General features: G+C 71.4%; 21 protein-coding genes. 7 read left to right on the top strand and 14 right to left on the bottom strand.

Going from position 1 to position 20,372, the window contains the following annotated elements:
* The first annotated feature begins 301 nt into the window (after positions 1 to 301).
* Positions 302 to 2,578 carry a S9 family peptidase gene (locus ABT342_RS27625; protein WP_351579433.1) on the top strand — a complete coding sequence of 759 codons (2,277 nt, stop codon included), beginning with the start codon at positions 302 to 304 and terminating at the stop codon, positions 2,576 to 2,578.
* 146 nt (positions 2,579 to 2,724) lie between these two features.
* Here the strand turns inward: ABT342_RS27625 and ABT342_RS27620 are convergent, their stop codons facing one another.
* Both ABT342_RS27620 and ABT342_RS27615 read right to left on the bottom strand, forming a co-directional pair.
* On the bottom strand, positions 2,725 to 3,267 hold the full coding sequence (locus tag ABT342_RS27620; protein WP_351579430.1) for a hypothetical protein: 543 nt from the start codon (positions 3,265 to 3,267) through the stop codon (positions 2,725 to 2,727).
* Positions 3,268 to 3,473: 206 nt separating this feature from the next.
* Positions 3,474 to 4,145 carry an HD domain-containing protein gene (locus ABT342_RS27615; protein WP_351579427.1) on the bottom strand — a complete coding sequence of 224 codons (672 nt, stop codon included), beginning with the start codon at positions 4,143 to 4,145 and terminating at the stop codon, positions 3,474 to 3,476.
* 153 nt (positions 4,146 to 4,298) lie between these two features.
* On the opposite strand from ABT342_RS27615, the gene ABT342_RS27610 reads away from it, so the two are divergent.
* Together ABT342_RS27610 and ABT342_RS27605 are read left to right on the top strand one after the other, a co-directional pair.
* A complete protein-coding gene (locus ABT342_RS27610) occupies positions 4,299 to 4,592 on the top strand; it encodes an ArsR/SmtB family transcription factor (RefSeq protein ID WP_351579425.1) in 294 nt (97 codons plus the stop codon).
* Positions 4,589 to 4,975, top strand: a complete 387-nt coding sequence (locus ABT342_RS27605; protein ID WP_351579422.1) for a VOC family protein — start codon at positions 4,589 to 4,591, stop codon at positions 4,973 to 4,975. Before ABT342_RS27610 ends, ABT342_RS27605 begins: the two co-directional genes overlap by 4 nt.
* A gap of 112 nt (positions 4,976 to 5,087) precedes the next feature.
* Here the strand turns inward: ABT342_RS27605 and ABT342_RS27600 are convergent, their stop codons facing one another.
* The 3 genes from ABT342_RS27600 to ABT342_RS27590 form a co-directional block, all read right to left on the bottom strand.
* A complete protein-coding gene (locus tag ABT342_RS27600) occupies positions 5,088 to 6,437 on the bottom strand; it encodes a cytochrome P450 (RefSeq protein WP_351579419.1) in 1,350 nt (449 codons plus the stop codon).
* Positions 6,438 to 6,502: 65 nt separating this feature from the next.
* Positions 6,503 to 7,702, bottom strand: coding sequence for a cytochrome P450 (locus ABT342_RS27595; RefSeq protein ID WP_351579416.1), 1,200 nt, complete (start codon positions 7,700 to 7,702; stop codon positions 6,503 to 6,505).
* Between the two features lie 87 nt (positions 7,703 to 7,789).
* Entirely contained in the window at positions 7,790 to 8,770 is a 981-nt protein-coding gene (locus ABT342_RS27590) for a helix-turn-helix transcriptional regulator (RefSeq protein ID WP_351579413.1), read from the bottom strand.
* A 103-nt stretch (positions 8,771 to 8,873) separates the two neighbouring features.
* On the opposite strand from ABT342_RS27590, the gene ABT342_RS27585 reads away from it, so the two are divergent.
* The gene (locus tag ABT342_RS27585; RefSeq protein WP_351579410.1) at positions 8,874 to 9,278 is read left to right on the top strand and encodes a DUF3224 domain-containing protein; all 405 of its coding nucleotides are present in this window, start codon (positions 8,874 to 8,876) and stop codon (positions 9,276 to 9,278) included.
* A gap of 154 nt (positions 9,279 to 9,432) precedes the next feature.
* Here the strand turns inward: ABT342_RS27585 and ABT342_RS27580 are convergent, their stop codons facing one another.
* The 3 genes from ABT342_RS27580 to lysA all read right to left on the bottom strand — a co-directional run bounded on the left by ABT342_RS27580 (position 9,433) and on the right by lysA (position 13,079).
* The gene (locus ABT342_RS27580; protein WP_351579407.1) at positions 9,433 to 10,050 is read right to left on the bottom strand and encodes a TOPRIM nucleotidyl transferase/hydrolase domain-containing protein; all 618 of its coding nucleotides are present in this window, start codon (positions 10,048 to 10,050) and stop codon (positions 9,433 to 9,435) included.
* Between the two features lie 73 nt (positions 10,051 to 10,123).
* Entirely contained in the window at positions 10,124 to 11,596 is a 1,473-nt protein-coding gene (locus tag ABT342_RS27575) for an APC family permease (RefSeq protein ID WP_351579404.1), read from the bottom strand.
* 199 nt (positions 11,597 to 11,795) lie between these two features.
* Positions 11,796 to 13,079 (bottom strand): diaminopimelate decarboxylase, encoded by a 1,284-nt coding sequence (gene lysA / locus ABT342_RS27570; protein WP_351579401.1) that lies wholly within the window; start codon positions 13,077 to 13,079, stop codon positions 11,796 to 11,798.
* Positions 13,080 to 13,193: 114 nt separating this feature from the next.
* Between lysA and ABT342_RS27565 the strand changes: the two genes are divergently transcribed.
* On the top strand, positions 13,194 to 14,465 hold the full coding sequence (locus tag ABT342_RS27565; RefSeq protein WP_351579398.1) for a PucR family transcriptional regulator: 1,272 nt from the start codon (positions 13,194 to 13,196) through the stop codon (positions 14,463 to 14,465).
* Here the strand turns inward: ABT342_RS27565 and ABT342_RS27560 are convergent.
* The gene (locus ABT342_RS27560; protein ID WP_351579395.1) at positions 14,427 to 15,164 is read right to left on the bottom strand and encodes an NIPSNAP family protein; all 738 of its coding nucleotides are present in this window, start codon (positions 15,162 to 15,164) and stop codon (positions 14,427 to 14,429) included. The two genes, ABT342_RS27565 and ABT342_RS27560, sit on opposite strands and share 39 nt — an antisense overlap.
* Positions 15,165 to 15,249: 85 nt before the next feature.
* The gene (locus tag ABT342_RS27555; RefSeq protein ID WP_351579392.1) at positions 15,250 to 15,678 is read right to left on the bottom strand and encodes an Rrf2 family transcriptional regulator; all 429 of its coding nucleotides are present in this window, start codon (positions 15,676 to 15,678) and stop codon (positions 15,250 to 15,252) included.
* A 221-nt stretch (positions 15,679 to 15,899) separates the two neighbouring features.
* Between ABT342_RS27555 and ABT342_RS27550 the strand changes: the two genes are divergently transcribed.
* The gene (locus tag ABT342_RS27550; RefSeq protein WP_351579389.1) at positions 15,900 to 16,466 is read left to right on the top strand and encodes a BLIP family protein; all 567 of its coding nucleotides are present in this window, start codon (positions 15,900 to 15,902) and stop codon (positions 16,464 to 16,466) included.
* Between the two features lie 15 nt (positions 16,467 to 16,481).
* On the opposite strand, the gene ABT342_RS27545 is transcribed toward ABT342_RS27550, so the two are convergent.
* The 4 genes from ABT342_RS27545 to ABT342_RS27530 form a co-directional block, all read right to left on the bottom strand.
* Complete coding sequence (locus tag ABT342_RS27545) at positions 16,482 to 16,676, bottom strand: hypothetical protein (protein WP_351579386.1); 195 nt, start codon at positions 16,674 to 16,676, stop codon at positions 16,482 to 16,484.
* A 4-nt stretch (positions 16,677 to 16,680) separates the two neighbouring features.
* A complete protein-coding gene (locus ABT342_RS27540) occupies positions 16,681 to 16,884 on the bottom strand; it encodes a hypothetical protein (protein ID WP_351579383.1) in 204 nt (67 codons plus the stop codon).
* A 151-nt stretch (positions 16,885 to 17,035) separates the two neighbouring features.
* Positions 17,036 to 18,265 carry a glycosyltransferase gene (locus ABT342_RS27535; RefSeq protein WP_351579380.1) on the bottom strand — a complete coding sequence of 410 codons (1,230 nt, stop codon included), beginning with the start codon at positions 18,263 to 18,265 and terminating at the stop codon, positions 17,036 to 17,038.
* On the bottom strand, positions 18,262 to 19,068 hold the full coding sequence (locus ABT342_RS27530; RefSeq protein WP_351579378.1) for a MerR family transcriptional regulator: 807 nt from the start codon (positions 19,066 to 19,068) through the stop codon (positions 18,262 to 18,264). Before ABT342_RS27530 ends, ABT342_RS27535 begins: the two co-directional genes overlap by 4 nt.
* 187 nt (positions 19,069 to 19,255) lie before the next feature.
* Between ABT342_RS27530 and ABT342_RS27525 the strand changes: the two genes are divergently transcribed.
* Complete coding sequence (locus tag ABT342_RS27525; RefSeq protein ID WP_351579376.1) at positions 19,256 to 20,101, top strand: dienelactone hydrolase family protein; 846 nt, start codon at positions 19,256 to 19,258, stop codon at positions 20,099 to 20,101.
* Positions 20,102 to 20,372 lie beyond the last annotated feature (271 nt).

The following is a 20,372-nucleotide window of genomic DNA, read 5'->3' as shown; positions in this document are numbered from 1 at the left end:
CCCTCACCAACACCGACGGCACCGCGGCAGGCCTGAACATCCACGCCACCACCGCCTACGGCAACATCACCGCCCGCAGCATCTGACAAGCACCACGACAGCGAACGGGGCCACGTAAGTCCGTTCGCCGCGCCTGACCCGACGCGGCACCGACCGTGCCCACCTCATCTCATCCGGCTCACGAGACGGCCGACGCCCTCGCTCGAGCCCTCCCATGCCCTCATCCCCCCTGCCGTGATGGCGCCGCCGTGGCATCGCCATGCCCCCCCAGAGGTACCGACACCGAGGAAGGACAGAAAGAATGAGCACGACTGAGGACTACCAGGCCGCGGAGCACCTCCTGCGCCGACCCGCCCGCCCCGGCGAGCTCGTCGTCGGCGACAAGGTCAGGCCGCAGTGGATCGACGGAGGCGCCCGTTTCTGGTACGCGGTGAGCAATGGCGTCGGCAGGCGGTTCGTGCTGGTCGACCCGGCGGCGGGCACCCGCGAGCCGGCCTTCGACCACGCCACGCTCGCCGCCGCGCTGGGCGCCGCTTCCGGGCAGCAGGTCGACCCCGACTCCTTGCCGTTCCTGGCCATCGAACTGGCCGGGGACGCCGTGGAGTTCGCCGCGTTCGGCGAGTACTGGCGCTGTCGGCTCGACAACTACGCCTGTGAGCGGGCCGAGTTCACACCGCCGGGCAACCCCCTCGACATACCGTCACCCGACAAGAAGCTCGCGGTGTCCCAGCGGGGGCACGACCTGTGGGCGCGCTCGCTGTCCGACGGCCGCGAGTGGCCGCTGACCACTGACGGCGAGCCCGACCACCGGTACGGCTCCGGCCCGGACTGTACGAGCAACGCCACCCTGCTCCGCAAGATCGGCCTGCCGCACCTGCCGCCCGCGGTGGCCTGGTCGCCCGACTCGACGAAGGTTCTGGCGCACCGGACCGACGAACGCGGCGTCCGGCAGACCCACCTCGTGCAGGCCAGGCCCTCCGACGGCGGCGCGCCCCTCCTGCGCACCCAGCGGTACGCCTACGCCGGCGACGAGAACCTCCCTCAGGCCGAACTGGTCGTACTGGACGTCGCCGAGGGCACGGTGGTCCACGCGCAGGCGGAGCCGCTGCTCATGCCGATGATGTCGCCGGTCACGGCCCAGTGGGCGTGGTGGGCTCCGGACGGCTCGGCGGTGTACTACCTCGGCCGGCCCCGCGATCTGCGCACGCTCACCCTGTACCGGCTGGACCCGACAAGCGGCAAGGTCACCACCGTGCTCAGCGAGACCGGAGCCACCCGCGTGGAGCCCAACCAGTGGATGCTCGAGCCGCCGCTCGTGCGGGTCCTGGCCGACGAGGTGCTGTGGTATTCGCAGCGGGACGGCTGGGGCCACCTGTACCGGTACGACCTGCGGACCGGCGCGCTGCTCGGACAGGTCACCTCCGGGCAGTGGGCGGTACGGCAGATCCTGCGTATCGACGAGGCCGAGCGGGTGGTGTACTTCACCGCCACCGGCCTGGTGGACGAGGACCCGTACCGGCGCACCGTGTGCCGGGTCGGCCTGGACGGCTCCGGCTTCGCCAAGGTCACCGACGATGGGCTGGACCACATTGTCACCATGCCGGACCGCCAGGAGTACTTCATCGACTCCGCCTCCACCGTCGACATCCCGCCGGTGACGACGGTCCGTGACTGGACCGGGCGGGTGCTCGTCGAGCTGGAGCGCGCCGACATCAGCAAGCTCACCGCCACCGGCTGGACGGCGCCGGAACGGTTCCGCGTCAAGGCGGCCGACGGGGTCACGGACATCTACGGGGTGCTGTACCGGCCGCGGGGCTTCGACCCCGCCCGGCGCTACCCGGTGGTGGACAACGTCTACCCCGGCCCGCAGGTCAACCGGGTCGCCCCGTGCTTCGACCCCGGCGGGATGGGCCTCGACGCGGAACCCCTCGCGGCGCTGGGCTTCGTGGTGGTGGCGCTGGACGGGCGAGGCACCCCCGGGCGCAGCAAGGCCTTCCACGACGCGTCCTACGGCCACCTGGCCGACGCGGGCTGCCTGGCCGACCACGCTGCGGCGCTGCGGCAGCTGGCCGGGACCCGGCCGTGGATGGACCTGGACCGGGTGGGCGTGTTCGGCCACTCCGGAGGCGGGTTCGCCGCGGCGCGGGCGATGCTGGACTTCCCCGAGGTCTACAAGGTCGCAGTCGCCCTCTCCGGCTCGCACGACGCCCCCCACTTCAACCCGGGCTTCGTGGAGACCTACGACGGCGCGGACGATCCCGAGGCCTGGGCCCGTACCTCCAGCCTGGACCTCGCGGACCGACTGGCGGGCAAGTTGCTGCTCGTCCATGGCGAGATGGACGACCAGGTCCACCCGGAGCAGACGCTGCGACTGGCCGACCGACTGCTGGCCGCCGGCAAGGACTTCGAGCTGCACATCGTGCCCGGCGCCGAGCACACGTTCATCGACTGCCTGGCCCACGTCCGCACCCGCTGCTGGGACTTCCTGGTGCGCGAGCTGATGGGCACGCAGCCGCCGGCCTACCGCCCCGCCCCCATCGCCCTCGGTCCCGAGATGCTCGGTGAGCTGTTCGCCTGAGCGCGGCCCCACCAGCGATCACGGCCACCGGACTGCGCGAATCCGTCGGCCGCCTCCGCCCGGGTGGCGTACCCCGACACCGCGGCGGCGTACGTCGCCCCGTCGGCTTTCTCGGCCGCCGAGCGCTTCGCTGCGGTGGAGCGGTCTCAGCCCCGCAATGCCGCGCGCAGGCGCAGTCCGTGGTGGCGGCGAAGGCGGTACACCTCCCAGGCGGACAGCGCCGTCACGGTCACCGGTGCGCCCATCATGAAGGCGATCCGGGCGAGCGGCGGAACGTTCTCGTAGGCGCCCGTGGCCACGTCGATGATCGCCATCTCCCACACCAGGAAGGTGGCGAGGATCGGCGGCACCATCTCGTGGATGTCGGCCGTGCGGAAGACATGCACGAGCGAGAGCCCGATGCCGTAGATCGCGAAACCGAGCGACCACAGGGCCAGTAGCGCGATGGCGACCTTGCCGGCGATGCCCACGAAGTCCCGGAAGCCCTCCAGCTCCGGCGCCATCGCCAGCGGAAACGTGAACATGGAGGCGACCACGGCTGCCACCGTGCGCCACAGTTGGAGCTTGCGGACGGTGGGATCCACGACGACACCGGAACGCGACGGACGGAAGACCCGCTGTGCGGCGTGGAACGGGTTATAGACGTACCGCAGGATCCGCTGCAGCCGGGTCGGCTCCCGCGGCGGCATCGGCGGGCCCGGGGGACGCGGTCCCCAGCCGGGCTGTGGCGGCACGTTCGGGCCGGGCTGCCAACCACCTTGACGGCCCGGCGGCGGCCATCCCTGCCCGGCCCCATGGTTACCGGCCTGGCCGCCCCACGGAGTGTTTCCACCGGCTGCACTCATGACGCCAACCCCCGCAGTCCCCCCGGGCGGTCGGCCCGGCGCCCGCGATCCTACTCACGCGCTTCCGACCCGCAAGCGTCTGCGGAACCCGGGGTCCGGCCTCTCCGAGCGTCCCCGGCTGTGCTCAGGGTGTACGCCGGGAACGACGCCTGGAAGGCGAGTCGGCCCTCGGCTCCGTCGCCGATGTGCTCGAGCAGCTCGTCGAGGGCGAGGTACTCCTCCCAATGCTGTGTGCCTGCCGCCTGGGCCAGCCGCGAGATGACGAGGTCTTCCAATTCCGGGACGCGCTTGTTCTTCCAGACCTTGTCAGCCGTGCTCACCAGAAGGTCTTCGAGTGTCGCCTCGGGATCTGTCCACGCGGCGTGGGTGGCGGCAAAGCGGGCCAGCTCCGGGCCGAACCCGTGAGCCAACAGTATTTCCCTCCCCGTCTCTTCGTGAGATGAGCCGGGACCGGACAGTTCCGTGATGTGCACTGTCTTGCCGATGTCATGTGTCGCCGCTCCGAACAGCACGGCTTCACGGTCGACGCCGAGGTAGGAACAGCGCTGCTCCGCCCATTCGACCAGTTGGAGTGCTACATCGTGGACGGCACGCAGATGGGCAGCCAGCCTCGGCGGAGCGTTGAGGGCATGGAGAAGGTCTGCCACCGGCGGCGGGAGCGGCCGAAGAGGTGGGTCGACGGGGCCATGCAGGGCTCGGGACAGGACGTCTGATGCTGCCATCAGGTCAGATTACTGAGACTCGAAACATACGGCGCCTTTGTCCGGCCTGAAGCCGGTCGCGCACAGTCTCCGCTCGAACCCGTCCCGTGCCGCCTTGGGTCACCCTTGCCGCCCGCCTTGATAGGCAAGTCGCTACTTGCCTATGGTGGGGTTATGGCGGAGGATGTCTTCAAGGCACTGGCCGACCCCACCCGCCGGCGCATCCTTGATGAGCTGGTGGAACGGGACGGCCAGACCCTGTTCGAGATTTGCACACGGCTGGTGACCAAACATGGTCTGGGGCTGTCCCGCCAGGCGATCAGCCAGCACCTGGCCGTACTGGAATCCGCGGGTCTGGTCCTTACGCGGCGCCAGGGCCGCTACAAGTTCCACGATCTGAACACCGAACCCCTTGAGCGCATCGTGACCCGATGGCTCAGGCCCGATCCACCGGAGAGCACCCCATGAGGATCCACCTGTCCAGCGTCTTCGTCGACGACCAGGACAAGGCCCTGCGCTTCTACACCGACGTGCTGGGGTTCGTGAAGAAGCACGACGTTCCGCTGGGCCAGGACCGGTGGCTGACCGTGGTCTCCCCGGAGGATCCGGACGGGACCGAACTGCTGCTTGAGCCCTCCGGCCACCCCGCGGTGCAGCCGTACAAATCGGCGCTGGTCGAGGACGGCATCCCGGCCACCTCCTTCGCCGTGGACGACGTACAGGCGGAATTCGACCGGCTGCGCGAGCTCGGGGTGCACTTCACCCAGGAGCCGCTGGAGATGGGCCCGGTCACCACTGCTGTTCTGGACGACACCTGCGGCAACCTGATCCAGATCGTGCACAGTAAGTAAGGGGCAAAGGCCGACGGCGTCGCCCAGGGCCGCGACGTGGTGCGGTACGACAGCTTCCACACCCGAGCGTCGTCCCGTGCCCCCTGGTCACGGTCATCGGGACAGCAGCCGTTCAGAGTTCGCGCACGGTAGCGAGGACGGGGCCGCCGGGCTGCAGGGTGAGCTGGGCCTTCGGCCTGATCTCGCCCGGGGCGACGTCCAGGTGGAAGCGCTGGGCGAGCGTGGCCAGGACCAGCACCGCCTCCACGAGGGCGAAGCGGGTGCCCAGGCAGGTGCGCGGTCCGGCGCCGAAGGGGTACCAGGCGTGGTCGGGCACGGCGGGCTCGGCATCGTCGTCCCAGCGCTCGGGCCGGAAGGCCTCCGGTTCGGGGAACCAGCGCTCGTCGTGGTGAGTGCTCCACTGACTGGTCCAGATCCTCGTGCCGTCCGGAACGGGGTGGCCGCCTAGCGTCGCGCCCTTCCGCGCGATGGCGGTGGTCAGCCATACGACGGGGTACACCCGCAGGGTTTCCTTGATCACCTGCTGCGTGTAGCGCAGCTCCTGGTAGTCCTCGTAGCCGGGAGCACGGCCGCCCAGGACCCGGCCGAGTTCCGCCGACAGCCGGGCACGGGCCCGGGGGTTGCGCGAGAGCAGGTACCAGGCCCAGGTGAGAGTCGTGGAGGTGGTCTCGTGCCCGGCGACGTACAAGGTGACCGCCTCGTCGCGCAACTCCTTGGCCGTGAGCGGCAGTCCCTGCTCGTCCCGGGCTTCGGCAAGTCGGCTGAACAGGTCGTCGCGCTCCTCGCCCCCGGCGGAGCGCTCGGCGATGATCCGGGCCACCTCCGCGTCGACGTGCGCGACGGCCGCCTTCAGCCGGCGACGGCCCGGGGTGGGAATCCAGTACGGCACCATCGCGTTGACGCCGGTCAGTTCCGCGCCGATCTCCCGCTGGGCGACATCCATGGCGGCGCCGATGGCGTTCTCGCGGCCGGCGGTGTCCACCCCGAAGAGGGTGCGGACGGCGATGCGCTGGGTGAGATCGGCCATGGACCGCTGGACGTTGACGGCATCCCCGTCCTTCCACCGCTCGGCCAGTTCCGCGGCGCACCCGGCCATGGTCGTGGCGTACGAGCGGACCTGGCGGGGCCGTACGGAGGGCTGGACGAGCCCGCGCTTGCGGCGCCAGTCGGCGCCTACGGAACTGACCACTCCGTCGCCGATGAGCAGCTTCATGGCCCAGCCCATGTGGGGGTGCCGGAAGCGGGTCTCGACGCCCGCCAGCAACTCGTGGATGTGCTCGGGTCGGGAGAGGAAGAGGGACCGCTTCCTGCCGAGCCGCCATTCGACCAGATCACCCTGGGCACGGAGTCCGGCGAAGAAGGCCAGCGGATCCTTGGCGAAGGCGGGGAGATGACCGAGCAGCGGGACGCCGCCCGGAAGGGAATGGCGGACCGGGGCAGCGGTGGTGGTGGCGTCAGTCATGTGAGCGGTTCCCTCGGGGCGAGAGCGGCGGAGGCGAGGACACGGGGAGAAGCTGACGGGGTTGGTCACCAGGTGACGGGCAGTGCCTTTGCCGTGCGTACCGCAAGCCCCTCCTTCCATTGGATGTCGCTCGGTTCCACGGCAGGCGTCAGGGTGGGAAAGCGTTTGAGCACCGACTCGAGTGCGATCCGCAGCTCCAGCTTGGTCAGATGCGCGCCCAGACAGTAGTGCGGGCCATGGCCCAGGGCCAGGTGAGGTGCGGGGCCGGTGCGCCGGATGTCGAAGCGGTGGGGGTCGGTGAAGGCCGCGGGGTCGCGGTTGGCCACACCGGTCAGGGGGATGACGGCCTCTCCCGCGCCGATGAGGGTGCCGTCGAGGTCGGCCTCCTCGGTGGTGACGCGGGGCAGGCTCGACGGCGTCAGCATCGAGTGGCGCAGCAGTTCTTCGATGGCCCCGGGCCACAGTCCTGGGTCGAGGCGGAGCGCTTCGATCTGCTCCGGGTGCTGGAAGAGGGTGATGAGGGAGTTGCCGAGCTGATTGACCGTCGTCTCATGGCCGGCCATGAGCAGCAACTGCAGATTGGTCGTCAGCTCCGAATCGGACAGGTGACCCTCTGCGTCGTTGAGGCCGACCAGAGCGGAGATCAGGGCGTCGTCGGGCCGCTCGCGCCGGGCGTGGATCAGGTCGTTCAGATAGGCGCGCACCTGGCGGACCGCGTCGTCGATCTCCTCAGGCGGGTACGCGGTGCGCGCGATCAGCCGCTCCGCCCACGCCCGTATCCGGTCCCGGTCCCGGTCCTCGACGGGGACGCCGAGAAGCTCGCAGATCACCAGGACCGGCAGGGGCTCGGCGAGGCCGCGTACGAAGTCGGCGGGCGGCTCGAAGCGGTCCTGCAGCTCGTCCACGATGCCCTGGATCCGGGGCTCCAGCCGCTGCAGCTGGCGCGGGCTGAAGGCGCCGGACATCAGGCGCCGTACGTGGTGGTGCCGGGGCGGGTCCATGCTGGTCAGCAGCTCCGGGTCGGCGGCGCTTCGTATCGTCTCGGGGCCACCGGCACGCGTCGCGGCCTCGCGGCTGAAGCGGGGATCGGACAGAACCTGGCGCACTGCCCGGTACCCCAGGGCCAGCCAGACCTCGCGGTCACCCGAACGCGCACGTACGACGGACGCCTGCGCCAGGAGGCGTTCGGCCTCGGGGACACGATCGAGACCGGGGACCGTGTCGAACGGGAACGTGGGCAGCGGTCCGGCGTGCTCAGAAGTCATGTCACTGAGCACGGGTGCCCGGCCGGTCCGGTTCGGTCTTTCACCACGCGCTCCCGGCACACCCCGCCCCCGGTTCCGACAGCCGGTTCACGTTCCGGGTGATGCCGCGTAGCGTTCTGCCAGCACGGCCACTGCCCGGGTGACGGCTTCCCGCAGCTCGGGCGGGCCGAGTACTTCCGCCTCCGTTCCGAGCCTGAGCAGGTCGCTGACCGCGATGGCTTGTCCCTCGACCGGCATCTCCACCCGCACCCAGCCTTCTTGGTCCGGCGGCTCGGCTCCCTCAAGGGCTCGTGCGCCTGCCGCACCGAACTGCATCGGCAGCAATCGCTGTGCGCGGGGCGAGATCCGCAGCCGTGCGGTGCCCTGGTACCTCGCGGCCTCCATGCGCCGGGAGGACTCCTCCCAATAGCCGGCCAAGTCGAAGCCATCAGGCCGTTCGAAGTCTTCTTCCGCCGTATCGACGGCCACGAACCGCGATATCCGGTACGTCCGTACGGCCTCGCCCCCCAACGCCACCAGGTACCAGATACCGCCTTTGAGAACGAGGCCGAGCGGGTGCAGCTCCCGGTGCACCACCTCACCGCCCCAACGCCGGTAGCGGACCCGCAGCACACGCTGCTCCCACGCGGCCCGGGCGACCGGCGCCAGTTGCGGAACCGGCTCCGCGTCCCGGAACCATCCCGACGCGTCCAGGTGGAACCGGTCCTGAACGCGCCGGGCGCGGTCCGCCAGTTCGGCCGGAAGAGCGGCCTGCAGCTTCAGCTGAGCGGTCGCCAGAACCGCGCCGAGTCCCAGATCACGCGCCGGACCTGGTGCTCCGGCGAGGAAGAGCGACCCGGCCTCGGCGTCGGTGAGCCCCGTCAGCCGCGTGCGATACCCGTCCATCAGTCGATAACCGCCGGCAGGCCCGCGATCGGCGCGGACGGGGACTCCCGAGGCGCTGAGCGCCTCGATGTCCCGGTAGACCGTGCGGATGGACACCTCCAGCTCCGCGGCGAGCTCAGGGGCGGTCATCCGCCCGCGGTTCTGGAGGAGCAGAAGCAAGGAGAGGAGCCGGTCGGCACGCATGGAGCCATTGTCCTGCCGTACCTGACAACAGATGTCAGCTATGGCCGACAGGCTGATCGCACGCGGCACGGGAAAGACCGTGCGGCCGATCGAGAGGACATCCATGCCTGCGCGGACCACCGGCCACTTCACCTTCGCCAACTGGGAAGAGCGGACCATCAGCCCGAGCGGGGCGAGCATGAAACTCGCTCACACATCCGTCACCAACACCTTCGCCGGCGGCATCGAGGCCGCCACCACCTGCGCGTACACCACCGTGTACCTCACGGACAAGACCGGTACGTTCAGCGGCATGGAGGTACTGGTCGGCAGCCTCGACGGGCGCGAGGGCGCCTTCGCCGTCGAGGAACGCGGCTCGTTCGACGCCGACGGCACCGCTCACTGCACCTTCGAGGTCGTACCGGGGTCCGGCCGTGGCGAGCTGACCGGGCTGCGCGGAACGGGCAGCTTCACCGTCAGGCACGGCGAAGCGTCCGTCCCCTACACCTTTGATTACGACCTGGGCTGACTGCGGGTGATCGGCCACAGGGGCGGGCGAGTCCGCCCGTTGCCCGAGTCGCCGCGCGATGTCGCTCGTTGAGCCGGCGCCACGGGCACTGTGCACTCCCGGACCCGCACGGGTCCGGGAGTGCACGGTGCCGGATCGGTACGTCACGCAGCGGTCAGAGGCTGGTGAGCAGCCCGTCGAGCGGGGCGGGTACGCGGTCGGGGTCGAGGGCCTCGACGAGGACGCGGCCGTAGCGGATCTTGCGCCCTTTCTTCGTGCCGAGGAAGCGCCGCAACTGCTGCTGTGCGGTGCGGCCCTGCTGGGCGGGCTGGTGCAGAAAGGTCTGCAGGGCGCGCAGGTCGCCCTCCGCCCGGATGAGCTCCTCCACCCGTGTCACGCCCAGCGCGCGGATGAGCTCGTCCTCCAGATCCGCCGCGCAGACGAAGAACCCTTGCTGTGCCGCACTGGCCCGCTCCCAGCCGCGGGCGTAGTAGCGCCGCTCCCCCTCGTCGCACAGTCCTGTGAGACGCAGGCCCAGGCCGGGTGGCCCGAGGAGGCGGGCGAAGCGCCCGACGTTCATCGCGCCGCCCATCGACAGGACGCAGATTCCTTCGGCCTCCAGGTCCCGCCCGCGGCCGGCGGCGAGCGCGCTGACCGCTGCGACATCGCTCGCCCCTTCGAGCAGGACGGCTGCCTTGACGGGCAGCCGCGCGGCCAGCTCGTGAGCGGGGTCGCCGGGGCCACCGGCCGCCCACGCGGTGACCGCTTCCCGGAACAACTCCATGTCAGCCATGGGACGAGTCTCCGCCCTTTCCGGGCACAGCGACAGGGAATTTCCGCCGACGGGCGACCGGCGGGGCGCCCGTTCACCCGGTCGTCATCGGCCCATTGACGGGAAGGGAAATGTCGCCAGTGGGCTCGGCCGCCTTTTCGAGCCGTGAGTTCTTGCGGCTGTACAGGAGGTAGACGACCAGGGCGAGGGTCAGCCAGCCTCCGAACAGGAGGTAGGTGTCGAGCGGGAGTTCGTAGATGAGGTAGCCGCAGGCCAGGATCGACAGGACCGGCACGACGGGATATCCGGGAACCCGGAAGCCGCGGTCGAGGCCGGCGGCGGTGCGGCGCAGGATCATCACGCCGAGCGAGACGACCGCGAAGGCCGCCAGGGTGCCCATGCTGGTCAGGTCGGCGAGCAGGTCCAGCGGGAAGACCGCGGCGAGGAGTGCGACGAAGCCGCAGGTGAGGAGGGTGGCGAAGGCGGGTGTGCCGGTGCGCGGGCTGACCCGGCGGAAGGCGGGGGGCAGCATGCCGTCGCGGCCCATGGTGTAGAGGATGCGGCTCTGCCCGTACAGGACGACGAGGGTGACGCTGACGAGGGAGAGCACCGCTCCGGCGGAGAGCAGGACGGCGGGCCAGCCGGCTCCGGTGATGTCACCGAGGATGGCGGAGAGGCCTGCCTGCTGTCCCTCGAAGGCCGTCCAGGGCTGGGCGCCGACACCGACGACGGCGACCAGGATGTACAGGGTGGTGACCACGATCAGGGCCCCGACGATGGCCAGGGGCAGGGTGCGGCGGGGGTTGCGGACCTCGTCGCCGGCGGTGGAGACGGCGTCGAGGCCGATGAAGGCGAAGAAGACGGTGGCCGCGGCGGTGCTGATGCCCGCCATGCCCATGGGGGCGAAGGGCTGGAGGTTTCCGGAGTCGAAACCGGTGATGCCCACGGCGATGAACAGGACCAGCACACCGAGCTTGATCAGCACCATGACGGTGTTGACCAGCGCCGATTCCTTCGCGCCACGGATCAGGAGCAGACAGCACAGGCCCACCAGCACGACGCCCGGCAGGTTGATGTAGCCCCCGGCGCCGGGCGGTGCCGAGATCGCGTCGGGCATCTGGAAGCGGAAGAGCCGCTGGGTGAGGTCGTTGAGGTACTGCCCCCAGCTGACCGCGATGGCGGCGCCCGAGACGGCGTACTCCAGCAGCAGACACCAGCCCACGGCCCAGGCCGCGAACTCACCCAGGGTGGCGTACGCGTAGGAGTACGAGGAGCCGGAGACCGGCACCGCCGAGGCCAGTTCGGCGTAGCAGAGCGCCGTGAGGGCCGCGGCCACCGCCGCGAGGGCGAAGGACACGATCACGGCCGGACCGGCCTCCGGCACCGCGCTGCCGAGCAGGAAGAAGATCCCGGTGCCGATCGTGGCGCCGATCCCGATCATCGTGAGCTGGAACGGACCCAGGGTCCGGCGCAGACCGCCGCTCTCCGACTCGCCGGTGGAGGTGGTGAAGGTGTGGAGAGGCTTGCGTCTGCGGAGCTGCTGACGCAGCGTCGGCCGAGGTGACATCGGAACTCCTTCTCGGGGCGGGCGGGTTACGGCCTTCGGGGCGGACGGGGCGGGGGACGGGCAGGGCAGGGGCGGGGGCGGGGGCGGGCCGGGGCGGGGGCCGGGACGGGGCGAGGCCGGGGACGGGCAGGGCAGGGCAGGGGCGGGGGCGGGGGCGGGCCGGGGCGGGGGCCGGGACGGGGGCCGGGACGGGCAGGGCTCAGGGGAGGTCGCGGCGGGTCAGGTCGCCGTACGTCTCCCGGCGGACCACGGCCCGCGCCTCGCCGTCCCGGCAGAAGACGACGGGGGGTCGCAGCGCGCCGTTGTAGTTGTTGCTGAGGGAGAAGCAGTAGGCACCGGTGGCCGGTACGGCGATCAGGTCGCCGGGGCGCGGGTCGCGCAGGGGCACGCCGACGCTGAGAGTGTCGCCGGACTCGCAGTGCCTGCCCACCAGGTGGTGGGGTTCGCCGCCTCCCACCCGGGTGGCGACGGTGGCTTCGAACCGCTGCCCGTACAGGGCGACTTCGAGGTTGTCCGCCATTCCGCCGTCGACAGCGGCGAAGACCGGTTCACCGTGCTTGACGGTGACCACGCGGTAGAGCGTCACGCCGGCTTCGGCCACCATGGACCGGCCGGGCTCGATGATGATTTCCGCGGACGGGGGCAGCACCTCGCGGGCCGTGCCCACCAAGGTGTCCAGGTACTCCTCGACGGTGGGCGGGTGGTCGCCGTAGGTGTAGCGGGCGCCGAGGCCGCCGCCGAGGTCGTAGACGGCAAAGGTGCCGAGGCCGGCGACGGCCTCCACGGCGCGGGCGAAGGGGTCGGTGTCGAGGATCTGGGACCCGATGTGGACGTGCACACCGTCCAGCCGCAGCCGGTCGCTGCCACGCAGCCGGGTGATCGCCTCCCGGGCCCGCGGCAGGGTCAGGCCGAACTTCGATCCGTCCTGCCCGGTGGAGACCGCGGCGTGGGTGTCGGGGCGGATGCCCGGCGTCACCCGGACCAGAACGGGCTGTTCCGTGGTGACGATCCGCTCCAGTCGGTCGATGTCGTCGAGGTTGTCGAGGACGATCAGCCCGGCGCCGGCCTCCACCGCCATGCGCAGTTCGGCGTCCGTCTTGGCGTTGCCGTGCACGACCAGCGAAGCGGGGTCGACTCCGCCGGCCAGGGCCAGGGCCAGCTCGCCGCCGCCCGCGACGTCGATGCTCAGCCCCTCCTCCGCCAGCAGCCGGTACACGGCCGTGCAGGGGAACGCCTTGGAGGCGAACGCCACCCGTGACTTCTCCCAGCGGGCGGCGAGCCCGTCCGCGTAGCGGCGGGCGCGGTGGCGCAGTGCCGCCTCGTCGACGATCAGCGCGGGAGTACCGAATCGCTCGGCGAGCTCGGTCACCGGGCAGCCGGCGATCACCAGCTCCCCGCCCGGAGTGAGCGCCGTGCCCGGCGGAAACAGCCCGAGCACCGCCTCCTGGGACGGTGGGGCGGTGGGTGCGAGCGCGACGGCCATGGTCTTCCTCCGGGGTGGGATACGGCCGGCCCGGAGTTCGGGGCCCGGCCGGTCGCACCATGCTGAAGGCAGCCACCCCTCCCCCGCCTTGTCCCGATCGCCTACGATCCGGCCATGATGTGGTCGGATCTGACAACCCCGGGCAACGGCGACGGGACCGGCGAGGAGCTGTTCGCCCTCGCGGACGCCATCGCCGCGGTCATCGGCGGTTCCGTGGCCATCGAGGACCTCGACACGCGCGTCCTCGCCTACTCGACGCTGCCGGGCGGCCGTATCGACGAGCTGCGCCGCCAGGGCATCCTCGGCCGACGCGTCCCCGACCAGCCGGGCCCCCAGGGCGAGGGACAGCTGCGCCAGTACCGCGAGGTGCTGGCGGCCACCGGCGTCGTACGTCTGCCGGCCCTGGCCGACGGCGAACTGCCGCGCGCCGCCGTGGCCATCCGCGCCGGAGACCTCCCCCTGGGCACGATCTGGGCGATCGAGGACCACACCCCGCTCGGCCTCGCCGGAGAGCAGGCACTGCTGGACGGCGCCCGGACCGCCGCGCTGCACATGCTCCGCCGCCGCAGCGCCGCCGCCCTGGAACTCCACGCCCGCGACCAGGCGCTGCGCGCCGCCCTGGACGGCACCGCGCAGGCGCAGGAGACGGCCTACCGCCTCGGTCTGGCGGCGGGCACACCGCTGCTGCTCATCGGGTTCGCCCCGGCCGGCACGCCCCCGGAGGCGCAGGCTCTGCTCACGCGGCTGGGAGCGGACCTGGGCCGGCACTGGGCGGCCGTACGCCCCTCGGCCGCGGTGGCCACCGCACCCGGCGCCGTCTATACCCTGCTGCCCGGCGAAGGCCCGGAATCGGGGCGGCGCCTGGCCGCCCAGGCTCTCGCGGCCGTCACCCGGCCCCGCACCGAGCCGCCGCGTGCCGCCTTCAGTACATCCGCCGCAGGCCTGTCCGAACTGACGGAGCTGCGTGCGGAGGTCGACGACGTCCTACGGGTGACCACCGGCGATCCCGAAGCACCGCAGGTCGCGGCGCTGGCCGACGTCCACGCCCAGGTGCTGCTCGCACATCTGGCGGACGAGCTCACCCGTCGGCCGAGGCTGCGTCACCCGGGTATCGAGGCGATGCTCGAACACGACCGCACCCATCGCACCCACTACGCGCCGTCCGTGGCCGCATGGCTGGACGCGGTCGGCAACATCGGTGAAGCGGCAGGGCGCCTGACGATCCACCAGAACACCCTCAAGTACCGGCTGCGCCGCAGCCGTGAACTGTTCGGCCTCGACCTGGACGACCCGGACACCCGCCTCTCCAGCTGGCTCCAGCTCCGCATCGCGGCCGGCGACACAGGATCACCGCAGCACCGACCGCTCCGTGGGCGCGAGCCGTAGCCGTTGCGGGGTCCTGGCCCATCGTTGCGAAACGGCCGGCAGCACCTCTTCGCTCCAGTGTGCCGAATGCCGCAAGCGATTCAGGTGGTCGTCGATGCGGCCTTCGTCGGCGAAGCGTGCGAACCATACGAAGACCTCCTCGTTCATCCGTACCGGCAGCGCCGGGAAGGTGTTCGGGGCGTGTTCCGACCGCAGGTACGCGAGTGGCTCGCCGCCGGCCTCGGTCAGCACGGGGCGCACCCGCCGCTCGAAGAACTCGACGAACGGGGTGTCGAACGGGCCGTGGCCGTACCAGATCGTGGCGAGGAGCAGCGACGGCGGCGACGCCGCCGGCTCGCCGGGAGCCTGCCGGGCGCCGGGCGGCGCGGGGAACCCGCCGCGTGCCGAGGCCGGCCGCAGCAGCAGTACGTCATCGGAGTCGATCATCGTCGCGTTCGCCCGGTCGCGGTGCGCGTGCCAGACCGGCCCGCCGTAGAAGCTCTCCAGCGCGTCGGCCCGGCGCGGCATGTCGTCGAAGCCGCGGAGCCAGACGAACCGGTCGGGGTCGTCCAGGTCGCGGAATTGCCCCAGGACGGTCATGCCGACGGCCTCCTGGGTCTCGACGAACTCCTGGTCGAACAGATCGATCAGTACGTCTCGCTGTCCTGGGTGCAGTGTGTACTGCCGCAGTTCGACGACCGGGCACCGTAGGGCTCTCACCAGCCACACTCCTCGTTCGATTGCTGGAACAATCTTTGTTACAACAAACGCCGGTAGCGAGCCGGCCGGCGTACCGGCCTGCCGGCTAGTTCGCCAGCGTCTCGCGAAGGACATCGGCGATCGACGTGTCCGCCAGCTCCTGCCGCATGACCTGCTCGACCCGGCCGTAGACCCCGCCCAGGGCGGGCTGGATGCCGTGGCCGACCGGACACTCCAGGTTGGGCTCGGTGTGATGCAGGCCGAACGGTGGCTGCGCACCCACGGCGTCGTACACCTCGAGCAGGGTGATCCCCTCCGGCTCACGGGCCAGGCTCCAGCCCGCGCCGGCCCCGTGGCGGACCTCCACCAGGCCGGCTCGCCGCAGGTCGCCGAGGCTGCGCCGGATGATCACGGGGTTGGTGTTGACGCTGGCCGCGACCTGCTCCGACGTGAGAACCTCCTGGCCACGGCGTTGCGCCAACGCCAGCCAGGTCAGCGCGTGCGTCGCAATGGTCAATCGACTGTTCGCCGCCATCACTTCCTCCTAGCTGCAATAGTTTCTGTTACAGCCGCATCCGCAGTCAAGGCTGCCGTTCGCTCGCCGGCGTTCCGGCGCGAAGCGCGGCGCTCGCTCGAAGGCCGGGCGCAGAGCGCGGGAAGACCTTGCCAAGAGCCCGCCCGACCAGGATGGCGCTCGTCCCCGCAGGGGTGGGGGCCGTCCGGCGTTCCCGGGCGGGAACAGGGGGAGAGACAGTCGTGCGCAAGCTCAACAAGTCTGTGGTCGTCGCGGCGGTGGCCGGCGTACTCGTCACCGGGGCGGCGGGTACGTCAGCTGCCATCCCGTACCACGGTCTGACCGTCGAGGAGTTCCGGCAGGTCCAGTTCGGGATGACGCCCCAGCAGGTGCTGGACGTCGTCGGCGCCGAGGCCTGCGAGGAGGGCGGGGCCCCCGGAACCACGATCACCTGCTGGAAGGAGGGCAGGGAGGAGTTCGATCCCTACGCGGGCTTCTACTTCAACGACACCGGAAAGCTGGCGAGCAAGTACCAGATGTACCTCGACCTGCCCGCGGCGCCGTCGATGACGAAGGCCAAGTACAACAAGGTCGCCGTCGGCATGACGGTGGACCAGGTCCTCCAGACCGTGGGCACGAACTCCTGCGCGGTGAGCCGCGAGGCGATGATGGCGTACCCGTCCACCGCCGGGCACGAGATCGACTACAAGTGCTACACGTCGCAGGGCACCACCTTCCTCAGCCCCTACGGCTTCTTCGACTTCAAGGACGGCAAGCTCGTGAACAAGTGGCACTACAACCTGCGCTAGCCGCCGCAGGGGGTGTTATCGGGGCGGCACCGAAGGTCCGGCGCCGAGTTGGCGGCGGGCGGCCGAGGCACGCCGCGGCTGTTCCTCGGACGGGACGCCGGCGACCCGGGCCGCCAGCTCGACGACCGTACGGCCACGGTCGGTTCGGTCCTCCGCGGGGGCGGAGTTCGGGCGGGGACCAGTGCCCAGCGGGCGGCGCGTCGTGCTCACGAGGTCAGTCTTCCAGCACGTGGGAGTCGAGCACGCCCCGGTCCCTCAGCTCGGCGAGGTCGGGGAGCTGGAGCTGTTGGAGCGGGCCGGTGTCCAGATCCGCCTCCGCCGCCACCATGCGGGCGCGGGGCTCGAAGGCGGACACGGTCGCGGCTGTCGCCGGCCCCTGGGGGCCGTGGCCGAGGGTTCGGCGTCTGTCGGCGGTCACAGCTGATCATCGTACGGCGGCAGTCCCGGTTCGCCTCGGCGTTGCGATGCCGGGTGTGGCGCAGTCGACACGGAAGAGCTGTCAGAGCCCTCCGCCGTGCGAGGGGCGCCACCGGGAGAACGGAGCGTGTCAGCGGGGTCTGCCATCGGGATCAGCGAGGGCATCCACTGGCCGACTGCTGGACGGCCTTGAGGACCTGGCCTGCTCCGTCCTCGGTCGCCATGTGTCGCGCCGCTTTCGCGGCGGCTCGCGCGTACGTCTGCTGCCTCACCACGCGGCGGAGTGAGTCGGCGAGCCGTTCGGCGGTGAGGCATCGGAAGGGGATCGGGTCGGTCGCGGCGCCGAGGGCGGCGAGTCGTCCCGCCCAGAACGGCTGGTCGGCCGTCACCGGTACGGTGACCGCGGGCACTCCGGCGCGCAACGCGGCGGCCGAGGTGCCGGCCCCGGCATGGTGGACCACCACGGCGAGCCGTGGGAACAGCAGGGCGTGCGGTACGTCCCCGATGGTGAGGACGTCGTCGCCGTCGGCGGCGAGACCGGCGCTGCCGGCCTGGAGGATGCCGCGCAGCCCGGCGCGGCGCAGGGCTCGCACGGCGATCTCGCTCAGCCGTTCCCCGTCGTCGGCCGCCATGCTCCCGAAGCCGATGAGGACGGGCCGGGGTCCGGCGCGAAGGAAGTCCTCCAGGTCCGCGGGCAGCCGTCCGGCCGCGTCGTGACGGGGCCACCAGTTGCCCACGACCTCCAGGCCTGAGCGCCAGCCGGAGGGGCGGGGCACCAGGGCCGTGCTGAAGCCGTGCAGGACGGGCCAGTTCGCCCGCTCCTGCCGTCGGCGCGCCGCGGAAGGGGAGAGCGGGGGCAGCTGGAGACGGCGGCGCAGCTCCACGACCGCCTGCTCGTAGACGCGGTCGGCCATGCGGAGAGCGAAGCGTCCGGCCAGGCGGTTGGCGGGGCGGCCCAGGGAGCGGGAGCCGGTGACGACGGGCGGGAAGTCGCCGGTGGGTGCCGTGGGTTGGAGGTACACGCCGAGGCTCGGTGTTCCCGTGGCCTCGGCGAGGTGCCAGCCGAGCGGGGCCGTGGTGGTCGACAGCAGAAGCAGATCCGTGTCGTCGGCCATCGCGTCGGCGAACCCCTGGCCCAGTTCGGTGATGAACGCGGTAGCGGTACGCATCAGGTCACGCTTGCGCGTGACACCGCCGCCGCCGTGCGTCCGCGGGTCGGCGGGGAGGCTGCGGAATGCCAGTCCGGCGTCGCGTACGAGGGGTGCGAAGGCGTCCGTGGTCGCGACGGCGACGTCGTGTCCGGCCCGGCGCAGTTCGGCGCCCAGGCCCGTGTAGGGCGCGACGTCGCCGCGGGATCCGGCCGCGGCGATCAGGATCCTCATCGGTCCTCCTCGGAATCGGTACGGCCGACTGACGCGACATGGCGGGCCGCGTTGGCGTGGACCGCCTTGCGCGTATAGGCGGCCAGACCCGGGCGTTGCCGCGCCGGCGGTACGACCAGAGCGAACGCGCGCGGGTCGGCGGCGAAGTCGTCCGCGATGCGCCGGTGCATCGCGGGCGGGCAGGAGGTGAACCAGCGTGAGATGTGCAGACGGTGCTCCTCGGCGAGGTCCATGGCCCGCTCGCCGTCGCTCGGCTCACCCTCGTCGAAGGCCGCGAGCAGCTCCGCGCGCCACGCGGCGGCCTCGCCCATGAGCTGGCGCCAGTCCTCCTTGGAATGGGCGGCCGCACGCGCCATCGCCTCGCGCTGTCCCTCCGAATGCGCCCACTTCAGCTCCGCATCGGTGGCATAGCTCAGGTCGAAGGAAATCCCACCGAAGACTTCGAAGCGTTCCTGAGGGGTCAGGGACACCCCGGCCTTCTGGACCTCTATCGCCCGTTCCGCCACCTCGGCCAGCTGCCGCAGTCTGGCGATCTCCTCACTCAACTGCCGCTGCCGGGCACGGAGCTGCTCCAGCGCGTTCGCCTGGGGATCCTTGAGGATCGCGGCGATGTCGTCGAGGGCGAAGCCGAGCTCGCGGTAGAAGAGGATCTGCTGGAGCCGGACCAGGTCGGCGTCACTGTAGAGCCGGTAGCCGGCGTGGCTGCGGCCGCTGGGCGAGAGCAGCCCCGCCTTGTCGTAGTGGTGCAGCGTACGCACCGTCACCCCGGCGAACGCCGAGACCTGCCCCACGGAGTAGCTCATCCACCTCCCCTTTCGTCGGTCCACAGCCTCAAGCCTGACGTAGGGGGAGGGTCAACTCGCCTTCGCTGGTTCGCAGGCGAGGCCGCCGGGCAGGGCCGGGCACCGGTGCGCCGTGTGCCAGACTCGACCCGGTCGGCGAGGTTCGCTCGGCGGCCGGCTCCGGCGCGCGGAGGGGATGGGGAGAGTCATGGCGGACCACGACCTGACCGGCTACGAGAAGAGCACGTTCACCCACGAGGGGATCGGACGCCCGATCCTGCGGCGCGGCACCGGTCCGGCAGTGATCGTGATGGCCGAGATCCCGGGCATCACGCCGAAGGTGCTGGAGTTCGCGGACCGCCTGGCGGCGATCGGCTGCACGGCCGTGCTCCCCGTGTTGTTCGGCGAGCCCGGCCGCGACCCCCGTCCCGATGCGCACGGCCCGCTGAGCGCCGGGCGGTACACGGCCTCGTCGATGCTGAAGGTGTGCGTGAGCCGGGAGTTCACCGTACTGGCCACGGGCCGCAGTTCTCGGGTCGTGGCCTGGCTGCGCGCCCTGGCCGCCGACGAGCACGAGCGGTGCGGCGGCCCGGGCGTCGGAGCCGTCGGCATGTGCCTGACCGGGGGATTCGCCCTGGCCATGGCGACCGACGCACGGCTGATCGCCCCGGTGCTGTCCCAGCCGTCGCTGCCGTTGGCCGTCTCGGCGGGCCGTTCGCGGACGATCGACATCGGCGCCGAGGAGCTCGCCGTCGTACGGGGGCGCTGCGAGCGGGAGGGATTGCAGGTCATGGGACTGCGGTTCAAGGGCGACCGGCTCGTGCCCGGGGACCGGTTCGCGTTCCTGCGGCGCGAGCTCGGCGACGCCTTCGTCGCCGTCGAGCTGGACGACGGCGCGGCGAACCCCGATGGCGTACTTCCCCCGCACTCCGTGCTGACCGAGCATCTGCTCGACGCACCTGGCGAGCCGACCCGGGCGGCGCTGGACCAGGTGCTCGGCCTGTTCCGCGCGCGGCTGCTCGGCGAGGCTCCCGCGGCCCGTACGGTCCCCTAGGTCCTGTCGTCGAATCGAGCTCGGGCAGTCCCTGGTGTACGCCGGCACCGTCCACGATGGTTACGGGCTCCAGCGCGGTGGCGCCTACGTCGTACGGCGGTCCCTGAACGGGACCGTGCGCCGGCAGCACCGCCGATCATCCAGCGACCGCCCTCGACACCGACGGGGAGACCGTCTACGTGGCGTGCAACTCCGGAGCCCTGACAGCGCTGGACGCCGAGAACGGCTCGGTGCGTCGGCATACCGAACTCGAAGTCGACGGAGTGCCGAC

Source organism: Streptomyces sp. NPDC000410 (genome assembly GCF_040300305.1).
In the GTDB taxonomy this organism is placed as follows: Bacteria; Actinomycetota; Actinomycetes; order Streptomycetales; family Streptomycetaceae; genus Streptomyces.
This window is presented reverse-complemented; position numbering and strand designations above follow the sequence as displayed.

Excerpts from the sequence above, each read along its gene's own strand:
- ABT342_RS27600 (WP_351579419.1), bottom strand. The coding sequence starts at position 6,437 with ATGACTGACGCCACCACCACCGCTGCCCCGGTCCGCCATTCCCTTCCG.
- ABT342_RS27595 (WP_351579416.1), bottom strand. The coding sequence starts at position 7,702 with ATGACTTCTGAGCACGCCGGACCGCTGCCCACGTTCCCGTTCGACACG.
- ABT342_RS27605 (WP_351579422.1), top strand. The coding sequence starts at position 4,589 with ATGAGGATCCACCTGTCCAGCGTCTTCGTCGACGACCAGGACAAGGCC.
- ABT342_RS27585 (WP_351579410.1), top strand. The coding sequence starts at position 8,874 with ATGCCTGCGCGGACCACCGGCCACTTCACCTTCGCCAACTGGGAAGAG.
- ABT342_RS27610 (WP_351579425.1), top strand. The coding sequence starts at position 4,299 with ATGGCGGAGGATGTCTTCAAGGCACTGGCCGACCCCACCCGCCGGCGC.
- ABT342_RS27535 (WP_351579380.1), bottom strand. The coding sequence starts at position 18,265 with ATGAGGATCCTGATCGCCGCGGCCGGATCCCGCGGCGACGTCGCGCCC.
- ABT342_RS27615 (WP_351579427.1), bottom strand. The coding sequence starts at position 4,145 with ATGGCAGCATCAGACGTCCTGTCCCGAGCCCTGCATGGCCCCGTCGAC.
- lysA (WP_351579401.1), bottom strand. The coding sequence starts at position 13,079 with ATGGCCGTCGCGCTCGCACCCACCGCCCCACCGTCCCAGGAGGCGGTG.
- ABT342_RS27620 (WP_351579430.1), bottom strand. The coding sequence starts at position 3,267 with ATGCCGCCGCGGGAGCCGACCCGGCTGCAGCGGATCCTGCGGTACGTC.
- ABT342_RS27530 (WP_351579378.1), bottom strand. The coding sequence starts at position 19,068 with ATGAGCTACTCCGTGGGGCAGGTCTCGGCGTTCGCCGGGGTGACGGTG.
- ABT342_RS27575 (WP_351579404.1), bottom strand. The coding sequence starts at position 11,596 with ATGTCACCTCGGCCGACGCTGCGTCAGCAGCTCCGCAGACGCAAGCCT.
- ABT342_RS27580 (WP_351579407.1), bottom strand. The coding sequence starts at position 10,050 with ATGGCTGACATGGAGTTGTTCCGGGAAGCGGTCACCGCGTGGGCGGCC.
- ABT342_RS27590 (WP_351579413.1), bottom strand. The coding sequence starts at position 8,770 with ATGCGTGCCGACCGGCTCCTCTCCTTGCTTCTGCTCCTCCAGAACCGC.
- ABT342_RS27555 (WP_351579392.1), bottom strand. The coding sequence starts at position 15,678 with ATGGCGGCGAACAGTCGATTGACCATTGCGACGCACGCGCTGACCTGG.
- ABT342_RS27625 (WP_351579433.1), top strand. The coding sequence starts at position 302 with ATGAGCACGACTGAGGACTACCAGGCCGCGGAGCACCTCCTGCGCCGA.
- ABT342_RS27565 (WP_351579398.1), top strand. The coding sequence starts at position 13,194 with ATGATGTGGTCGGATCTGACAACCCCGGGCAACGGCGACGGGACCGGC.
- ABT342_RS27525 (WP_351579376.1), top strand. The coding sequence starts at position 19,256 with ATGGCGGACCACGACCTGACCGGCTACGAGAAGAGCACGTTCACCCAC.